This is a genomic window from Pseudomonas sp. 18058, assembly GCF_902706155.1.
GTDB lineage: Bacteria > Pseudomonadota > Gammaproteobacteria > Pseudomonadales > Pseudomonadaceae > Aquipseudomonas > Aquipseudomonas rustica.
On sequence record NZ_CACSJY010000011.1, the window covers coordinates 94101 to 111114 of the forward strand.

The 17014-nt window shown below is 55.3% G+C and carries 12 protein-coding genes; 6 read left to right on the forward strand and 6 right to left on the reverse strand.

Annotated features, from left to right (window positions below; all coding sequences use genetic code 11):
• Nucleotides 1-61: 61 nt before the first annotated feature.
• The 6 genes from tssI to GVL50_RS08565 all read left to right on the forward strand — a co-directional run bounded on the left by tssI (nt 62) and on the right by GVL50_RS08565 (nt 11001).
• Nucleotides 62-2104 carry a type VI secretion system tip protein TssI/VgrG gene (tssI, locus tag GVL50_RS08540; protein WP_159812492.1) on the forward strand — a complete coding sequence of 681 codons (2043 nt, stop codon included), beginning with the start codon at nt 62-64 and terminating at the stop codon, nt 2102-2104.
• Nucleotides 2094-2831 carry a DUF4123 domain-containing protein gene (locus GVL50_RS08545; RefSeq protein ID WP_159812493.1) on the forward strand — a complete coding sequence of 246 codons (738 nt, stop codon included), beginning with the start codon at nt 2094-2096 and terminating at the stop codon, nt 2829-2831. Before tssI ends, GVL50_RS08545 begins: the two co-directional genes overlap by 11 nt.
• A complete protein-coding gene (locus GVL50_RS08550) occupies nt 2831-7489 on the forward strand; it encodes an RHS repeat-associated core domain-containing protein (RefSeq protein ID WP_256671840.1) in 4659 nt (1552 codons plus the stop codon). Before GVL50_RS08545 ends, GVL50_RS08550 begins: the two co-directional genes overlap by 1 nt.
• Nucleotides 7490-7876 (forward strand): hypothetical protein, encoded by a 387-nt coding sequence (locus GVL50_RS08555; protein ID WP_159812494.1) that lies wholly within the window; start codon nt 7490-7492, stop codon nt 7874-7876.
• Nucleotides 7877-8301: 425 nt separating this feature from the next.
• Nucleotides 8302-8688 (forward strand): hypothetical protein, encoded by a 387-nt coding sequence (locus GVL50_RS08560; protein ID WP_159812495.1) that lies wholly within the window; start codon nt 8302-8304, stop codon nt 8686-8688.
• Nucleotides 8689-10173: 1485 nt separating this feature from the next.
• Entirely contained in the window at nt 10174-11001 is an 828-nt protein-coding gene (locus GVL50_RS08565) for a glycosyltransferase (protein ID WP_159812496.1), read from the forward strand.
• Nucleotides 11002-11325: 324 nt separating this feature from the next.
• On the opposite strand, the gene GVL50_RS08570 is transcribed toward GVL50_RS08565, so the two are convergent.
• From GVL50_RS08570 to GVL50_RS08595, 6 genes are all read right to left on the reverse strand, one after another.
• Complete coding sequence (locus GVL50_RS08570) at nt 11326-11910, reverse strand: hypothetical protein (RefSeq protein WP_159812497.1); 585 nt, start codon at nt 11908-11910, stop codon at nt 11326-11328.
• Between the two features lie 85 nt (nt 11911-11995).
• A complete protein-coding gene (locus GVL50_RS08575; protein WP_053119175.1) occupies nt 11996-12175 on the reverse strand; it encodes a hypothetical protein in 180 nt (59 codons plus the stop codon).
• A gap of 11 nt (nt 12176-12186) precedes the next feature.
• Nucleotides 12187-12429, reverse strand: a complete 243-nt coding sequence (locus tag GVL50_RS08580) for a hypothetical protein (protein ID WP_159812498.1) — start codon at nt 12427-12429, stop codon at nt 12187-12189.
• Between the two features lie 166 nt (nt 12430-12595).
• Nucleotides 12596-13663: a lipocalin-like domain-containing protein gene (locus tag GVL50_RS08585; RefSeq protein ID WP_159812499.1), complete on the reverse strand. Its 1068-nt coding sequence runs from the start codon at nt 13661-13663 to the stop codon at nt 12596-12598.
• Nucleotides 13653-16124, reverse strand: coding sequence for an ABC transporter permease (locus GVL50_RS08590; RefSeq protein WP_159812500.1), 2472 nt, complete (start codon nt 16122-16124; stop codon nt 13653-13655). Before GVL50_RS08590 ends, GVL50_RS08585 begins: the two co-directional genes overlap by 11 nt.
• On the reverse strand, nt 16121-16774 hold the full coding sequence (locus tag GVL50_RS08595) for an ABC transporter ATP-binding protein (RefSeq protein ID WP_053119167.1): 654 nt from the start codon (nt 16772-16774) through the stop codon (nt 16121-16123). The genes GVL50_RS08590 and GVL50_RS08595 overlap by 4 nt, the downstream gene beginning before the upstream one ends.
• Nucleotides 16775-17014 lie beyond the last annotated feature (240 nt).

Consider the following 17014-nt stretch of genomic DNA (forward strand, 5'->3'; position numbering starts at 1 on the left):
CTCTGCTGGTCGATGTTGTTTTCGCAACTCCAGATTTTTGTGACAGCACGAGGAACAAGGGATGTTCGCGCCGGCCAATGAAACCCACTTTGCCCTGACCATCGAAGGTCTTTCCGCTGACTTTCAGGTGTTTACCCTGCAAGGCCGGGAAGCCATCAGCCAGCCTTTTGTCTTCGAGGTGGAGCTGGTCAGTGAGCAGCCGTCGCTGGATCTCGAAACCCTGCTGCACAAACCGGCCTTTCTGCAACTGTCGCCCGACGGCAGCGGCATTCACGGCCAGATCTACCGCGCCGCGCAAGGCGATTCCGGCAAACGCCTGACTCGCTACTCCGTGACCCTGCGCCCGCAACTCGCGTACCTCGCGCACCGCGTCAACCAGCGCATCTTCCAGAACCTTACAGTGCCGAAAATCATCGGCATGGTGCTTGAAGAGCACGGTATCCAAGGCAACGCCTACGAATTCAAGACCGGTTCGATTTATCCCGAGCGCATTTACTGCGTGCAATACGATGAATCGGATCTGCATTTCATCCAGCGCCTGTGCGAAGAAGAAGGCATTCACTACCACTTCCAGCACAGCGCCATGGGCCACAAACTGCTGTTCGGCGATGACCAGACGATATTCCCGAAACTCGCGCCCGTGGCCTATCAGCAAGACTCCGGCATGGTCGCCAGCGATCCGGTAATCAAACGCTTCGACCTGCGCCTGGAAACTCGCACCAGCCGCACCACCCGCCGCGATTACGACTTCGAAAAACCGCGCCTCACCCTCGAAAGCGAAAACCGTGGCGACGCCCTGCCCGACCTCGAAGACTACGACTACCCAGGCCGTTTCATTGACCGCGAGCGCGGCAAACACCTGGCCAAACGCGCCCTCGAACGCCATCGCAGCGACTTCCAGCTCGCCGAAGGCAAAAGCGATCAGCCATTGCTGGTCAGCGGCCACTTTCTCGCGCTGACGCAACACCCGAAAGCCAAATGGAATGACCTCTGGCTGCTCACCGAAGTCCTCCACGAAGGCAAGCAGCCGCAGGTGCTGGAAGAATCGGTCACCAGTGACACCACCGCGCTGAAAGACGATTTCCATCAGGGTTACCGCAACCGCTTTCAGGCCACCCCGTGGGACGTGCCGAACCGCCCGCCGCTGAACCACCCGAAACCGCGCATCCTCGGCAGTCAGAGCGCCGTGGTCACTGGGCCCAAAGGTGAAGAGATCCACTGCGACGAATACGGCCGCGTCAAAGTGCAATTCCACTGGGATCGCGAAGGCCTGGCCGACGACAAAACCAGCTGCTGGCTGCGTGTCTCCAGCGCTTGGGCAGGCGCGCAATACGGTGGCATCGCCATCCCGCGCATCGGCATGGAAGTGCTGGTCACCTTCCTTGAAGGCGACCCCGATCAACCGCTGATCAGCGGCTGCCTGTACCACAAGGAAAACACCGTCCCGTATGAGCTGCCGGCGAACAAAACCCGCAGCACGTTCAAGACACTCAGTTCTATGGGCGGTGGCGGCTACAACGAACTGCGCATCGAAGACAAAAAAGGTCAGGAACAGATCTTCCTGCACGCCCAGCGCGACTGGGACGAGAACATCGAGCACGACCAGAAAATCCGCGTCGGCAACGAACGCCACGACACCGTCGAGCAAAACAGCTACAGCGAATTCAAAGCCGAAGAACACCACACCGTCTACGCCGACCGCAAAGTCGAAGCGCGCGCCAACGACCACCTCACCGTGGGCGTCAACCAGCACATCAAAATCGGCACCGGCCAATTCATCGACGCCGGCCAGGAAATCCACCTCAGCAGCGGCATGAAAGTCGTGCTCGAAGCCGGCGCCGAACTGACCCTCATCGGCGGCGGCAGCTTCATCAAAATCGACGCCGGCGGCGTGACCATGAGCGGCCCGGTGATCAACATGAACTCCGGCGGCAGCCCCGGCACCGGAACCGGCGCCGCCCCGCTGATGCCCGGCATCCTCAAACAGGCCGATGCCGACAAGGCCGGCCAAGTCCTGACCCCGGCGCAAATCAACACCCTCAAACGCAACGCGCCATTCTGCGAAGAGTGCGAAAAATGCAAGGCAGGTGCCTGTGCCATCTGATCGACTGACACCCAAGGACTGGCTGGCACAACAGCCGCTGCAAACTGGTGAGCGACTGTATTTGGTGATCAGCGCGGCGAGCGATGCCGACGCCCTGAAAAACCTCTACCTGACCGAACCCACCGCCCAACTCATCCCCATCTGGGGCGGCACGACCTACTCCACCTGGCAACCGGTGATGCCCTACGTCACCGAGCTCAAGCCTAATTCGGAATTCCTGTCGTGGATCGCTGATACCGATGCTCTCGATTGGGGTTGGCTGGCGGTATCGCGTTCGGAGCCGAACGAAGTGTTCGAGCATCTACGCAGCCTGACGCAGGTGAAAATGCCCGATGGGACGGAGGTGTTTTTCCGGTTCTGGGATGGGCGGCATATCTACCCGATCCTGCATGGGCTGGGGGAGAAAGCTGCGGAAGTGATGCCGATGTTTGAGCAGTATTTGATTAATGGGCAAGCGCTGGAGGTTGGCACGCGGGGGGTGCCGAAGGTGAAGGATTGGCCTTGGTGGGAGGTGCCGAAGAGTTTGCTGGATGGCTTGGCCAAGGAAAGTCCCGCAACGCTGATCGGCAACCTGATGCAGTGGCTGGAGCAAGACCGCCCGGACATTTACGCCGCATGGCCCGAGAGCAATCTGAAACTGAAAGTCGCCCGTTTCGTGCGCCGCCCGGATGCGCCAAAAAACCTTAAAGAAGCACTGTTAAACCACCTGATTCTGGAGCAAGGCTGATGGATCGCGTTGCCTTTGTTGACAACCAACTGAACACCTTCAAGGACAGTCTGAAGCTGTATCAGGAACAAACCAAAACCTGGTACGCACAAGTCGCCGACAAGGGCAGCCGAGCAGCCGATCTCCCATCCTTACTGGGCATGGAGCGACTGATCAAGGTTGGCAACACCAGTACAGCGGTGAGCATGACCGACGGTGATTTCACCTCGAACGTGGCTCAGTGTCCGTTGAAGGGGCCACTGCTGATCGAGAGCAAATTCGAGTCCGTGTACGACATCCCACTGGGCGATATCGAAGTCGAAATCGTCGCCGTGGAAGGCGGAGCCGTCAGCAAAGTCAAACTCGACGCGGAAGGCAAAGCCGCCTGGAATGACGGTATTCCCGGCAAGTTCTACATGATCCGGGTTCACAATGAAGTCACACCTGCGCAGATCGATACCCTTTTCAGTTCTTACAGTGGCGTCACCGCAGATCTTGAAGGTTTCCTGCGTAAAGAGTGGGCCGGTTTCAAACCGCAATGGTCGAACCTCTCCACCTCTGGCACGGCGATGGCAATCGGCAACGGCATTCTTGAAGGGGGCTGGGAGGCTATCAAGGGTGTGTGGGATGGCATCAACCAGGTTCTCGACATCCTGCAAGATCCAAAGAAGTTCGCGAAAGACCTAGGCACCGGCGCCGATGAACTGATCAAGGTTGCCAAAAGCACGCCTGACATCATGAAAAAAGCCATGTTGCTGGCCAGTGACGAAGCTGCGCTGTTCTTGCTGGTGCGCAGCGCCGTCATCTGGCTGGCAGGCTTGCCGCCGATGAAGATGGCCGGCGATGTGGCGAAAATGACCACGGCCATTGTCGTTGGTATCGCCATCGACATCGTGATCGGCGTGGTGCTGACGGTTGCAGCGGAAGGCACAGGACTGATCTACCTCGCCGCCCGACTGAAGAAATACGGTGAGCTCGTTCTCAACGCCGTAATCGGTTTCGTCAAGTCGCTGTTCAAGATCATCAATGGCTTTATGGAATACGTCGCGAAATACACCGCTGTAGCAGCACGTGGTGTGACGGCCAAGGTGAGAAACGGTATTTCCGAGTTGCGTTTTGATGGGAAGAAAAACGCAAAACTTGCTGATGGAAAAATCGCTGACGATGCGTCGAAACAAGCAACGACTCCGGCCGACAGGAGCGCAGAGCCGGCCGCCGATACCTGCACCAACGGATGCCCGGTTTCGATGGTCACCGGCGAGGAGTTGTTAACGTTGACCGATGGTCAACTCGACGGCCTTCTGCCGTTCGAGTGGACGCGCCTTTACAGAACCAGCGCTGTGGAAATTGATTGCGGTCTGGGCTATGGCTGGAGCCACGCCCTCGCTCATCGCATCGAAATCAATGGCGATGAAGTTATCTGGATCGACCACGAAAACCGCTCTACGCCCTTCCCGCTTCCAAATGAGCAACGTCCGGCAATCACCAACAGCCTTTCAAAAGCTGCCATTTTTCTCGGTGACGACCCTTCGGAGCTGGTTCTCGCACAAGCTGGCAAACGTCCATCGTTCTACCACTTCCGTTACAACAACAAAGGCGCAACTCTGATCGCCATCAGCGACAGCTATGGCAATCGCCTGCACGTTACACGCGACATCCACGGTCGCATCAAGCGTCTCGACAACGGTGCCGGCCGCGCACTGCTACTGCGCTACGACCGCAAACACATCATCGCGGTCGACTATCAGCAGTTTCTGCCTGCGGATACTCTCGAGGATGCCTGGAACACTGTTCAGACGCTGGTTACCTACAGTTATGACGCCCAGCAACGTCTGATCGAGGCGAAGAACGCGGCTGGTGAAGCCGAACACTATCGCTACAACGAACAGCACGTCATTCTCGAACGACAACTGGCGGGCGGCGCGGCGTTTTACTGGGAGTGGGAAAACGAAGGCAAGCTGTCTCGTTGCATCCGTCACTGGGCCAACTTTTCGCAAATGGAAGCGCATTACGCCTGGGATGACAAAGGCAGCGTGACCGTCACCAACGCCGATGGCAGCGAAGAAGTCTATACCCACGACGATCAGGCGCGACTGATCAGCAAGATCGACCCGGACGGTGCCGAACACCTCAAGGCTTACAACGACAAAGGCCAGTTGATCGCGGAAAAAGATCCGCTGGGCGCGGTCACCGAATACCGCTACGACGACAACGGCTTGATGACCGCCATCATCCCGCCGGAAGACGAAGCCACTACCTACGAATACATCAACGGTTTCGTCAGCGACGTACAGCGCGGCAAAGCCAGTTGGAAATACCAGCGCAACCGTCAGGGCGATATCACGCAGCAAATCGATCCCGACGGAAATGCCACGCTCTACAGCTATGACGGTCAGGGCCGCCTGCTGGAGATTCGCCATCCGGACGGCAGCCGTCACCAACTTGGCTGGAACAACCTCGGACAATTGCTGGAAGAGCGACTCCCCGATGGCGGCCAACGCAAGTACCGTTACGACGCGCTGGGTCGACAGATCACCCGGCAGGAAGAGTCCGGCGCCATCACCCAATATCAGTGGGACGCCGCTAACCGACTCGCACAGCTGACGCTACCAGGTGGTGCAACTCGGGCTTTCACCTATAACGCTTATGGCAATGTCACCGCTGAACGCGATGAACTCGGGCGCATCACCCGTTACGAGTACGCTGATAATCTGCATCTGGTCAGCCGGCGCATCAATCCCGACGGTAGCCAACTGCGCTATCGCTATGACAACTCGCGCCTGCTGCTGACTGAAATCGAAAACGAGCGCGGCGAGCATTACCACCTCGACTATTACGCCAATGGCCTGATCCAGCAAGAAACCGGCTTCGATGGTCGTCGTACGGCTTACGAGTACGATCTCAATGGCCAACTGCTGAAGAAAACCGAGTTCGGTGACGATGGCAGCGAACTGGTCACCGAATACCAACGCGATGCCGCCGGACGACTGCAGGTCAAAACCCTGGCCGATGGCGAGGAAGTTCACTACAGCTACGACGCCCTCGGTCGACTCGTAAGCGTCGATGACGGCCATTGGCCACTCGCCTACAAATACGACCTGCAAGACCGCCTCATCGAAGAACACCAAGGCTGGGGTACCCTGCGCTACGAGTACGACAGCGTCGGCCAGCTCAAACACTGCCGCCTCCCTGACGGCAGCAAACTGGATTACCGTCACCAGCCCGGTGGGCAAATCAGCACCATCGATCTCAATGGCTCACGCCTGACCGCTCACCAATTCAGCGCCGGTCGCGAACAACAGCGCCAGCAAGGTCTGCTGCTCAGCCAATACCAGTACGATGAACAAGGTCGTCTGCAAGCACATAGTGTTGGTCAAAGAGACAAAAACCTGTTCCAGCGTCGTTATAACTACGACGCCAACGGCAACCTCGCCGGCATCGATGACAGCCGCAAAGGAAACCGCAGCTACCACTACGACCCGCTTGACCGACTGATCAGCGTGCGCGGTGCCACACCAGAAAGCTTTGCCCATGACCCGGCAGGTAACCTGCTTGGCCAGAGCAATGAAGGTACGGCCAACCTGGCCAACGTCAAAGGCAATCGCCTGCTGATGCAGGGTGATCGGCATTACGAGTACGACGCGTATGGCAATCTAAGTCGCGAGCGACGTGGCACAGGACAGAAACTCGTCACCGAATACCGTTACGACTGCCAGCACCGCTTGATCGGCGCGAGCCTGCCGGGCGGCCGCATCGCAGCCTACAAGTACGATGCCTTCGGTCGACGTATAGAAAAAACCGTCGACGGTCATACCACTGAGTTTTTGTGGCAAGGCGAACGCCTGATCGCCGAGAGCGCTGAGAACCGCTACCGCAGCTACATCTACGAACCGGGCACCTTCCGCCCGCTGGCTATGCTCGACGGCGAAGGCCCGCGCAAGGCCACGCCTTTTTACTATCAACTCGATCACCTTGGCACACCGCAGGAACTCACCGATTACAGCGGCGAGATCATGTGGTCGGCGAAGTACCGAGCCTACGGCAACCTCGCCGCGTTGGACGTTAGCGAAATCGATAACCCGTTGCGGTTCCAGGGTCAGTATTTCGATGCGGAGACAGGGTTACATTACAACCGCCACCGCTACTACAATCCGGGGACTGGACGGTTTCTGACGCCGGATCCGATCAAGCTTGCGGGTGGGTTGAATAGCTACCAGTACGTGCCTAACCCTACGGGGTGGGTGGATCCATTAGGTTTAAGCAATAACTGTCCAGATGCCGATAAAAAGTTACCCTTGGGGGCGAAACCCGGGGTTAGTTCACAAAGTACTGTCAAAGATGCAGGCCCTTCTACCCCCCCTGAACCACCACCTGTCGGACAGGGTTATCACAACGAAGTTTATGGAAGCAAACCGGTAAAACCACAAGATGCTGTGAAACGGTGGGAAGACTTCCTAGGTGAAGGGCCGTATACAAACATCCACCCAAGGACTGGGTTACCAGACAACGATAGGATTGTATCTGCAGACGGCAAGAGAAGTATCCGGTATGGTGCGCATGAAATGAATAGCAAACCGAACAAACATCATTACCACGAAGAGAAATGGACACTCGACCTCATTAACAATGTAATGAATGTCGACAACACAGTAATACGAGTCCCGCTAGGAACAAAATAAATGTACATCACAATAACAAGCATAATCAAACACGACCCTGACGAAATCCTTGTTGAGTACTCAACACCTTATGGGGGCGGCATATCGAAATTCATGGGGACGCCCCCAAAAGAGAATCAAAAATACGATGTAGAACTCAATATAGATGATGACTTTTTTTGGGGAGAAAACTTAACTCTTTCAAAAAAAAATGCACCTTCAATATTATTTAACTCAGGCAAAACCTACATCACAGCTGAACTGATAGCTATTGAGGACGATGGGGGCGGCGTATTGAAAATTGGTGATTCAATATTGCTAATTTCGATTGAAAACAAAAACCAAGTGCTTCCTGCATTTGTGGATATCATTTCACAAGACATTTCACTCCACCCAACAAACATATAAAAACCATAAATAGAGCAACAAGAAACGGGGCGAAACTTATTCTTTGGAAGACTCCGGCGCAACTCCCGACATCAGTAAAGCTCCACCAGTCAACCAACACTGATAAATAAGATCCGTCATATTAAAATCTAAAGCAACGAAGTCGATCCAAACACTATAATTTATAAAAGCCTTAGGCTTGAAGAGATTTGGATTAAAGTAACAAAAATGCACCAGACGATAACACTCTCAAGGAATTTCCGGAGCAATTTGATCACGCGAACTCTTTCATTTCCGAACACAAACAGCAGATTTAAAGCAAAGCTATGCGAACATCACAAAATTTCAAGATACAAATTACTCAATTTTTAATGAACCATTAAATAGACCGAGACTTTGCAGGCAGTCCAACCATAGAACATCTATACCATTTAGATGGTTAAAAAATGACAGAACCGAAAAAAATACCTCGCAACGTATGGTATGGACTAGATGGAACGAGCTACGACAACATAGTACAAGAACTTAAATCAGAAGACCCTCGACTTAAAAAATGGGCTTCAATATATGCCATTTACAAATACAAATTCTCTGAAGACCCGCACCAATATTATGAATTTATTCACAACTCAAAAAATTTCAGATACGGACTAATCATATTTACAAACCCCATTGAAATCATTAAAGACAACGATGGTATTGACGACAGAGATATTACCGTATTTGAAATAAAGACCTTTGACACCGAACAGGAAATCGAGGCATTACTCGAGAGATTACAAATCAATCCGGAGTTATTCACACCTCCTTGGCGATGTGATTACCCACTTTAAAAATATCATTGCCAACGAAAGACTAACTCCTAGAAAATACGGCGGAAATTAGAAGCGAATTTTTTACAAAAGTCTCACAAAACTCTCTTCTCATGTCGACTCCTATGAAAATGGGCTGTCACACATGCTGTTTATCACTTGAATTCCGAAGATGGAGACCCTAGTGAACGCTAATACCGTTTCCCGAAAGATTCGAAGTTTGTCTTTATTGAATTAACTTTAACAACCCACATGTTTTTCTTGAAACCAGAGACGATTGCGGTGCCAGCAACATTACCAACGAAGCCTCAAACAATGAGACCGAGGAGTAAATAAATATTCTCTTAAAGAAATCTTCCACCCCAAATTATCCACGCCCCGTGTACTTGCGACTACTCGACAGACAGGCAACAATATATTAAACGTGCAAATACTAAAAAAAATAGATTGTTCTTAATTGCCGCCTAACCCTGGGCAGCTCTCGCTTCTCAGACCTCCTAACTGCCCGCCCATAATCTATCCAGAGGAAAATAAAGCATGGACATTAAGGAGACAATCAATCTTGGCGGAGCAATAACTCTAGATAACTTGTCCGACCTCAGCGGATCCGACATATCACTCACCACAGACGAATTAAGAGAGATCTTTTACAAGCATCTCTACCACAAGAGCAGATAATAGACATTGGGTGGTATCTAGAATACGATAAAAACGGAGCCTTTATAATTTCGCTTATCTCAAATCAAAATTGGGGGTCACCCACTCACAGCGAAACTGCGAGAAGCTGGATTGATCTCGATGAAGCATTAAAAAATATACTAGCAAAAACAGATAAACAGTGACTCAGTAATCCATTAGCACACAAAACAAGACGGATTTATTTCCTACAGAACGAAGACAACCCCGTACCCTTCTATCCATGTAATCTATCCGCAGAAATAATATTAAAACAAAACAAAAGACCAATACTTAAAGGAACGGCGCCTTAGAAGTTCTAAGGAACATAGAATTCATCTTAATTTTTCTGCAAAATGGAATCTACTATTGCGAAAAACCAATAGAAGAATACCAAATAGCCACAGCTGCGTTCATTGACGACGAAAAGATCACTCAACGCTTTGCCAAGGTAAGAAAGGTCATTAGCGAAAATTTTGATCCCACACTTGGAGAGGATGGCATGGATGACATAGAGCGTCACATGGAAGGAGTTGAATTCTGGAAACCTTGAGTTCCTGTTGCCTACAACTTGAAAAGATTATGCATATTTTTAAGCTAGATCACCCAGCTATCACTATCGGTGTATGGATAGTCATCCAGTGGATCGGGTTGTTCAATTCGTAGATCTTACCGCTTCCCTCACGTTGTGCATCGCGGCTTCACCGGTCTCACCCGACACACCCTGCCCCCTTCCTTAACCCCAAAATTAAGGTTCACCTAAGGTTCCATCGTTACCATCCCGCCCCATGAACCACTGTCGCCCATGAGTCGCGGATGAGACCTTCTGATATGAAAGCCTTAGATTTTCCAGCCCAGCAGCAGGCGAATTTCAGCGTTGTGCTGGTGAATTACAAGACGCCGGACTTGACCAAAATGTGCCTTGAGCTGCTGCGTGAGCACGCTCAGGAGCAGCGCATTCCGGTGTGGGTGGTGGACAACGATTCCGCAGACGCTAGCCTCGATTATCTGCGTACGCTCGACTGGATCAATTTGATCGAGCGCCCTTCTGTAAAAGGTGAGCAGGGTCATATCGCGCATGGCAAGGCGCTGGATCTGGTGCTGGACAGGGTTGAAAACGATTATCTGTTTCTGTTGCACACCGACACCTTTGTATATGACAAGGACGTGTTTGCGATGATGATGCGCGAGTGCGCGAATAATCCGGATATGGCTGCCGTTGGTTGTGTCGAGCAAATCAATCGCGGAATGCTCAGAGAGACATGGCGATTAACTTCGCGTTTCTGCAAGCATTATGTCCGTCGCGCTAAAACTCAGTTGGGTTTGAAAACCAAAGAGCCGAAGCCGTATCGGGAAACTCATCTGAAGAGTTTCTGCACATTGTGGAATGCTCGTCTGGCCAAGTCTCATGGTTTGCACTTTTGCATGGATGATCGGGTGCCTGGATATACGCTGCAGGATCGCATGGTGAGCTTGGGCTATGGCATCAAGTTTCTGTCGCCACGCAAGATCTTCAGCTATCTGGATCACATCCAGTCAGGCACGGTCGCGGCCGCAGGCACCTACGGCAAGGATCATCGTCGTACGAAAATGTACGAGGCGTCGATCAAGCGTCTTGAACAGCAGCGAGGCAAGGCCGGGATGCAAGCGTCGGCATAATTTAAAAATACAAAAAAAGGGCGACTATTCAGTCGCCCTTTTTTGTTGCCGAATTTTGTATACATACGCTTCGTTTAAAGTGTTCGCCCAGTGTTATGGCCTGGCAATCCATGCACCGGTAAAGAGCCCTGACACTGGGCGAACGGAAGGGATTTTAATTGAAGTTGGCGCTTATGTCGTCATGAAGAATTGTGAAATTTATGTACTGGAAAGTTAAAAACTCTGTCACTCGGATATTTACCGGCAAACTTCCTACAGAATCTTTTATATGATTGTTCTCATACACAAAGCTGTACAAGAACAATCATTCTGTAGAGTTAATACTCAGCTTTCATGCTGACTGGTCACTTTTAATATATCGGTGTAAGTGACGATGACGCTCTGCCCTACTTTCAAATCTTTCAATTTCGCCTGAATCTCAGGCTTTTTCACGTCGAGTGTTTTCGATTGGCCCGACGGGTTTTCCAGGGTTACCTGATTCTTCTTCAAATCAATTTTGGTGATTTTCAGTTGTACCTGAACCTGACGGAATGCTTCGCCACCCGGGTTATCAGTGCCCGGCGCCTTGCGCAGTTCGCCGGTACGTTCGGTCGTGCCAGGCAGACCTTTATCCACATCGGTATCCAGGTAAGCGGCGACAGAACGCTGGACTTGGACTTTGACCAGATCACCGACCTTGAGGTTGGCGAGGTTTTTCGCCTTGTCGGTGAGTTGTACGTGAACCTGACGGCCTTCTGCGCCTTCGAGCACAACCTGATGGTTGGCGGGATCGACGGAGACGACTTTGGTGGTGACCTGATCCGCTTCGATGGTGGCGGACAGCGGAATATCGGCGGCAAATGCTCCGAAGCTGGTGGCGGACAGTACGGTTGCGAGGGTGATGGCTTTGGCCAGTGCGTGGAGCTTCATAAGCAATACTTTCCCTGTGATGAATGGCAGCCACCGTCGCCAAAACGTTTTTGGCGACGGATGTCCGATTGAGCATAGACGCTGTTCAGGGCTTGGTTTGAGATTGTTTTGCGGTGTCTTGTGCGGTGGATTCGCCGCTGGGGGTGCCTTTGCCGTGGCTTTGGCGCTGCTTGGGATCAGTGGGGCGCAGGGCGTCGTTGTCGCGCTCGGTTTCGCCGGCGGGACGCGGTTCGTCGGGGTGTTCGCTGGGGGTGATGGGTTTCATGGTGGGTGTCCTCAGGCTTCGGGGTCGTCGAGTTCGCGGGCGACGTTGATGGCGGGCGAATCCTTGTGCAGGTCAGCGGCTTTGGCACGGAGGATCTGCCATTGCTCCAGGTCGATGGCGCCTTGGCCGAGCAGGTCGTCGGCGATGCGTTGCAGATCCAGGTAGTGAGCGTCGGGGCATTGCTGCCAGTAGGTTTCATCGTCGAACAGACGCTGCCAGGTGGTGAGGTCTGGGGGTTGCAGGTCGTCGCTCATGATCAATCCTCGACAGGTTTCTCTGTAGAGGACACCACAGCAACGCGAGTTCAAACCGATCCGTGTAGGAGCTGCCGGAGGCTGCGATCTTTTGATCGTTTAACCAGCAAGATCAAAAGATCGCAGCCTTCGGCAGCTCCTACAGGGGTTTGTGGTGTTTGGATAATTAGTAGCCGGTCATTTCCAGGTAGCCCTGGCCCGGGTGACTGCCCGTGATGTTCACCGGGCCTTCCCAGTAGGGGATGCGCAGGTTCATCCACGCTTTGGGGTTGAGCGCGTTGATCTGGATGTCGAGGTGTTTGTCGGGGATGCTGATCACCCAGCGGATCGGCATTTTGCGCCCGGCGACGTTGGCGGTGTCTTGCGGTGTGAGGGTGATTTGATCGCCGCTCAGGGTTTGCGTCTGGCCGTCGGCGGCGATCCAGGTGCCGGTCAGGTATGGCGCGCCATCCTTCTGGCGGGTGCGAAAGAGCATGACCTTTTCACCACTGTCCAGATGCAACGAAAGCCAGTCCCAGCCCGTCTGGTTGGCGCTCAGCGGTTGGCTGCTCCACTCGCGATCCAGCCACGCCTGGCCGCTGACGGTGTAGGTCTGCCCATCGATCTGCAACGTACCGTTGGCCTGAAAAAACGGCTGACTGTAGTAATACGACGCCTGCCCTTCTGCGGATTTGCGGCTGAAGCCCTTCTCACCCTGCAACACCAATGGCCGATTGGCGGTGAGGTGCAGTTGATAGGCGAAGTCTTTGTCGCGAGCGCTGAGCTGTAGATCCCTCAAGGGATCGGCAGCCTGACTGCTAAACCGCCAATCATCGATCCATGCCTCAAACGGCGCTACGCGAACGCCGGCCTGGCCCACGCCACCGCGCGCATAACGTTCGGCGGCGTGATGTGCAGACGCCGACGTCACCGCCGCATGCCCCAGCCAAATCACCTGATTGCTCCACCCCGACTGCTCCGGCACGGGTTTGAGGGCGCTGCGAAACAACGTCCATTGCACGCCAAACTCGTTGCCCTGCTGATCCTTGAGATTGGCGGTGACGTACCACCACTCGATGCGAAATCCATCATGCGCGCCGTGATCCGCCGGAAAACTGAACACCCGCCCCGGCACCACCGCCGTGTACGCCTCGGCTTTATCGCCCATCCCGGCAAAGCCCTTCTGCTCAGGCGCCGGTTGATCGCAACCGCCAAGCAGCAGCGCGAGCATCAGCACCACGCGGTTAATCCTCATGGGCAAACGTCCTCAACAAATCCGCCGGTTGCGTGCGGTACAGCGAATACAGCGGCCATGCCGAAGCCAATAATGTCGCCAGCAACGCCAACCCCATCAGTTGCAGCAGTTGCCACGGGAACACCCGCAACGGCAGGCGCCAGCCAAACGCCTGCACGTTGATCACCGCGTCCAGGCACCACGCCAGCGCGATCCCCAACGGCAACGCCAACACCAGCGTCAGCACCGCCAGCAGCCAGGTTTGACCGAGGTTGAGCAGCATCAACTGTTTGCGCGTCACGCCCAGCGCCCACAGCGGCGCAAGTTGACCGAGGCGACTCTGACTCTGGGTCAGCAGGCTGATAAACAGCGCCACGCCAGCGACCGCGAGGGTCAGACTGTTCAGCGCCGCCGTCGCCGCGAAGGTGCGTTCGAACACTTGAACCGACCAGCCCTTGAGCCGCGCCTGATCGACGATGCGGCTGTCATCCAGCTGAAACCGCGTCTGCAACGCGCTCAACAATGTTGGAATATTTTTCGGCTCGATACGCAGGTTAAAGCGGTTCGGCGTCAGTTGCGGCCAGCCGCGCAATAGGTGATTGACGTTGACCAGCAGGTGCCCTTTCGGATTGCCGTAATCGGCGTAGATGCCGACGATGCGCGGCGACCATGGGCCGTTGGGCGTGGGGATCGTCAGGTGCTGGCCGGCCTGCAGTTTCAGGCGGCGGGCGAGTTGTTCGCTGAGCATCACCGCATCGTCCGTCGCCAAGTGGCCCCACGGATCGCTGCCGCTGGAATCGAGCAACGGCCAGTGCTCGCGATAATGCGGGTGATCGATCACGCCAAAAACATCCGCCGGCCAGCCTTGCAGCGTCACCGACACCTGCCAGTTGGGCAGCACCGCTGCGACGTTCGGCTGTTGCCGCAGCCAGCTGTACATTTCGCGGGACTGCGCCGGATTGCTCGGATTTATATAGAGCTCGGCGCTCAGACGTTGTTCGAGCCAATCGTTGAAGGTCTGGCGAAAACCCGAGGTCATGCTGCCGGCGCCGATGTTGGCGGCTAGGGCCAACAGCAACGCCATCAGCGCCAGACTCAGCGCCGGCAATTGCTGCCGGCAGTCGGCGAGAAACCACTGACCGAGCACCGAACGACTGCGCCCGAGCAATTGATTGAGTATCGCGCTGAGCAACACCGGCAACGCCAGCGCGGCGCCGAGCAGCAGCCCGGCCATCAACACAAAGCCACTCGCCAGGCTGTCACCCCAGATCAACGCAGCCAGTGCAATCGCAAGCAGCACTGCCGCCAGCCAACCTTGCCGACGCAACCAGCGCGCATATTGCTGATGCCAGGCTTGCGGATCGGCCACGGCCAACAGTGGCAATCGTGCCGCGCGCAGCAGGCTGTTGCCGCCAGCGAGCAAGGCGCCGAACAGGCTCAAACCGATGCCGCTGAACCACCACCAAGGGCTCAGACGCAACTGCCCCGCCACTTCCGCGCCGTACAAACCGCGCAGACTGGCGGCGACATCCGGCAGCAATATACTGGCCAGCCAGTAGCCGCTGATCACGCCGCACACTCCGCCGATCAGCGCCAGCATGCCCAACTCAACGATCAGGCAGAGGATTAACATTCGCGCGCTGACACCACAGGCGCGCAACGTACGCAGCAGGCCTCGACGCTGCTCCAATGCGAGGCCAATCGCCGCGTGGACGATGAACAAGCCAACCAGAAACGAGAGGAATCCCAAGGCATCCAGGTTGAGATGAAAGCTCTCGGTCAGCCGCGCCAGATTGTTTTCCTCGCCGCTGCTTTTCAGCTGCAACTGACCTGTGAACGAGGCCGGCAACTCGGCGTGAAAGTCCTTGGGCAGCAACAGCCGTGACAGTTGCCCCGGCTGTTCGAGCAGGGTTTGCGCGATACCGATGTCGACCAGCAACACACCGGGTGCCATGTCCTTTTGCACCCGCAGCGGCGGCAATGCCAGGCCGTTAACCGTCTGCGGCGTGGCGCCCTCTGCGAGGTTCAAGGCCTGCAGGGTATCCGGGGAAATCCATGTGCTGCCGGGCGGTGTGAAGAACTCGACGATACGCTCGATCGGCATGGCCTGCCCGGCCACCGCCGAGTCCGTCGGCAGCGACACCGGCTCGATGCCCATCAATTGCAGCCGCTGATTTTCGTGATCCTTGAGCATCAAACGGCCCTGCAACAGCGGCGACACCGGCCAACCCTGTCGACGCAGATCAACAAACCATTGCTGGGTGAACGTTGCGCCGCTTGGGGTGCTCAGGCTGGCTTGCGGTTCGCCGCCGATCATCCGACTGGCGCGGGCGTAGCTGTCGCGGGCCTGACTGTTCAGCGCTTCGACGCCGGTCAGCAAACTGGTCGCCAGCCACAACCCGGTCAGCACACTGAAAAACTGCACCGGATGGCGCCGCCAATGGCTGAGCAGTGGGCGCAGGGTCTGGCGAAAAACCATCACGTCAGCCGACCTTTGGACAACACCACGCGCTGCGCCAATTGCGCCGCGACCCGCTGACTGTGAGTAACCATCAACAAAGTGGTCGGCGTGTCATTAAGTAATTCGAGCAACAGCCGTAGCACTTCATCGCTGGTCGCTTCGTCGAGGCTGCCGGTCGGTTCATCGGCCAGCAGCAATTTTGGCTGCGACGCCAGCGCCCGGCCCAACGCGACGCGCTGTTGCTGGCCACCGGAAAGCTGTTCCGGATAGCGTTTGAGCAGATCGCCAAGGCCTAAGCGCTGCACCAGATGCGCCTGCCAGCGCGGCTCGTGGCGCCCGGCGAGTCGCGCTTGAAACGCCAGATTGTCCTCAACGCGCAAACTGCCGATCAGGTTGAACTGCTGGAACACCAGACCGATTTCCGTACGCCGCCAGTTCGCCAGTTGCGCCTCGTTCATCTCCTCCAGCCGATGCTCGCCGCTGCGGATGCTGCCGCGATCGACCTTGTCCAGACCGGCCACCAGGTGCAGCAAAGTGCTTTTGCCACTGCCCGATTCGCCCATCAGCGCGAGGCTGCTGCCAGCCTCCAGCGTCAGGTCGACGCCTTGCAGCACCGGCAAGGAACCCTGGGGGGTGGCGTAGCTTTTGAAGACGTTGCGAACCTCAAGCATGGCAAAACCTGATCAATGAACCTGCGCCAAGGATAGCGGCACTGAATGGTTTTTGTCCGTTGACGATCACCGCCGCGCCAGAGCGCCGCCCTACCCTCTGAAACTGGTTCACCCATAACGATAAAAACCGGAGACGCCATGCAACGTTTCACTTTGAGCCCCCGCGGCCTGTTGGCCTGCCTGATCACCGCGTGTCTGAGGTCAGGTCAAGGACGCCAGCGGTAAAGTCATCTGGAACGT

Excerpts from the sequence above, each read along its gene's own strand:
- tssI (WP_159812492.1), top strand. The coding sequence starts at position 62 with ATGTTCGCGCCGGCCAATGAAACCCACTTTGCCCTGACCATCGAAGGT.
- GVL50_RS08550 (WP_256671840.1), top strand. The coding sequence starts at position 2,831 with ATGGATCGCGTTGCCTTTGTTGACAACCAACTGAACACCTTCAAGGAC.
- GVL50_RS08555 (WP_159812494.1), top strand. The coding sequence starts at position 7,490 with ATGTACATCACAATAACAAGCATAATCAAACACGACCCTGACGAAATC.
- GVL50_RS08560 (WP_159812495.1), top strand. The coding sequence starts at position 8,302 with ATGACAGAACCGAAAAAAATACCTCGCAACGTATGGTATGGACTAGAT.
- GVL50_RS08565 (WP_159812496.1), top strand. The coding sequence starts at position 10,174 with ATGAAAGCCTTAGATTTTCCAGCCCAGCAGCAGGCGAATTTCAGCGTT.
- GVL50_RS08570 (WP_159812497.1), bottom strand. The coding sequence starts at position 11,910 with ATGAAGCTCCACGCACTGGCCAAAGCCATCACCCTCGCAACCGTACTG.
- GVL50_RS08575 (WP_053119175.1), bottom strand. The coding sequence starts at position 12,175 with ATGAAACCCATCACCCCCAGCGAACACCCCGACGAACCGCGTCCCGCC.
- GVL50_RS08580 (WP_159812498.1), bottom strand. The coding sequence starts at position 12,429 with ATGAGCGACGACCTGCAACCCCCAGACCTCACCACCTGGCAGCGTCTG.
- GVL50_RS08585 (WP_159812499.1), bottom strand. The coding sequence starts at position 13,663 with ATGAGGATTAACCGCGTGGTGCTGATGCTCGCGCTGCTGCTTGGCGGT.
- GVL50_RS08595 (WP_053119167.1), bottom strand. The coding sequence starts at position 16,774 with ATGCTTGAGGTTCGCAACGTCTTCAAAAGCTACGCCACCCCCCAGGGT.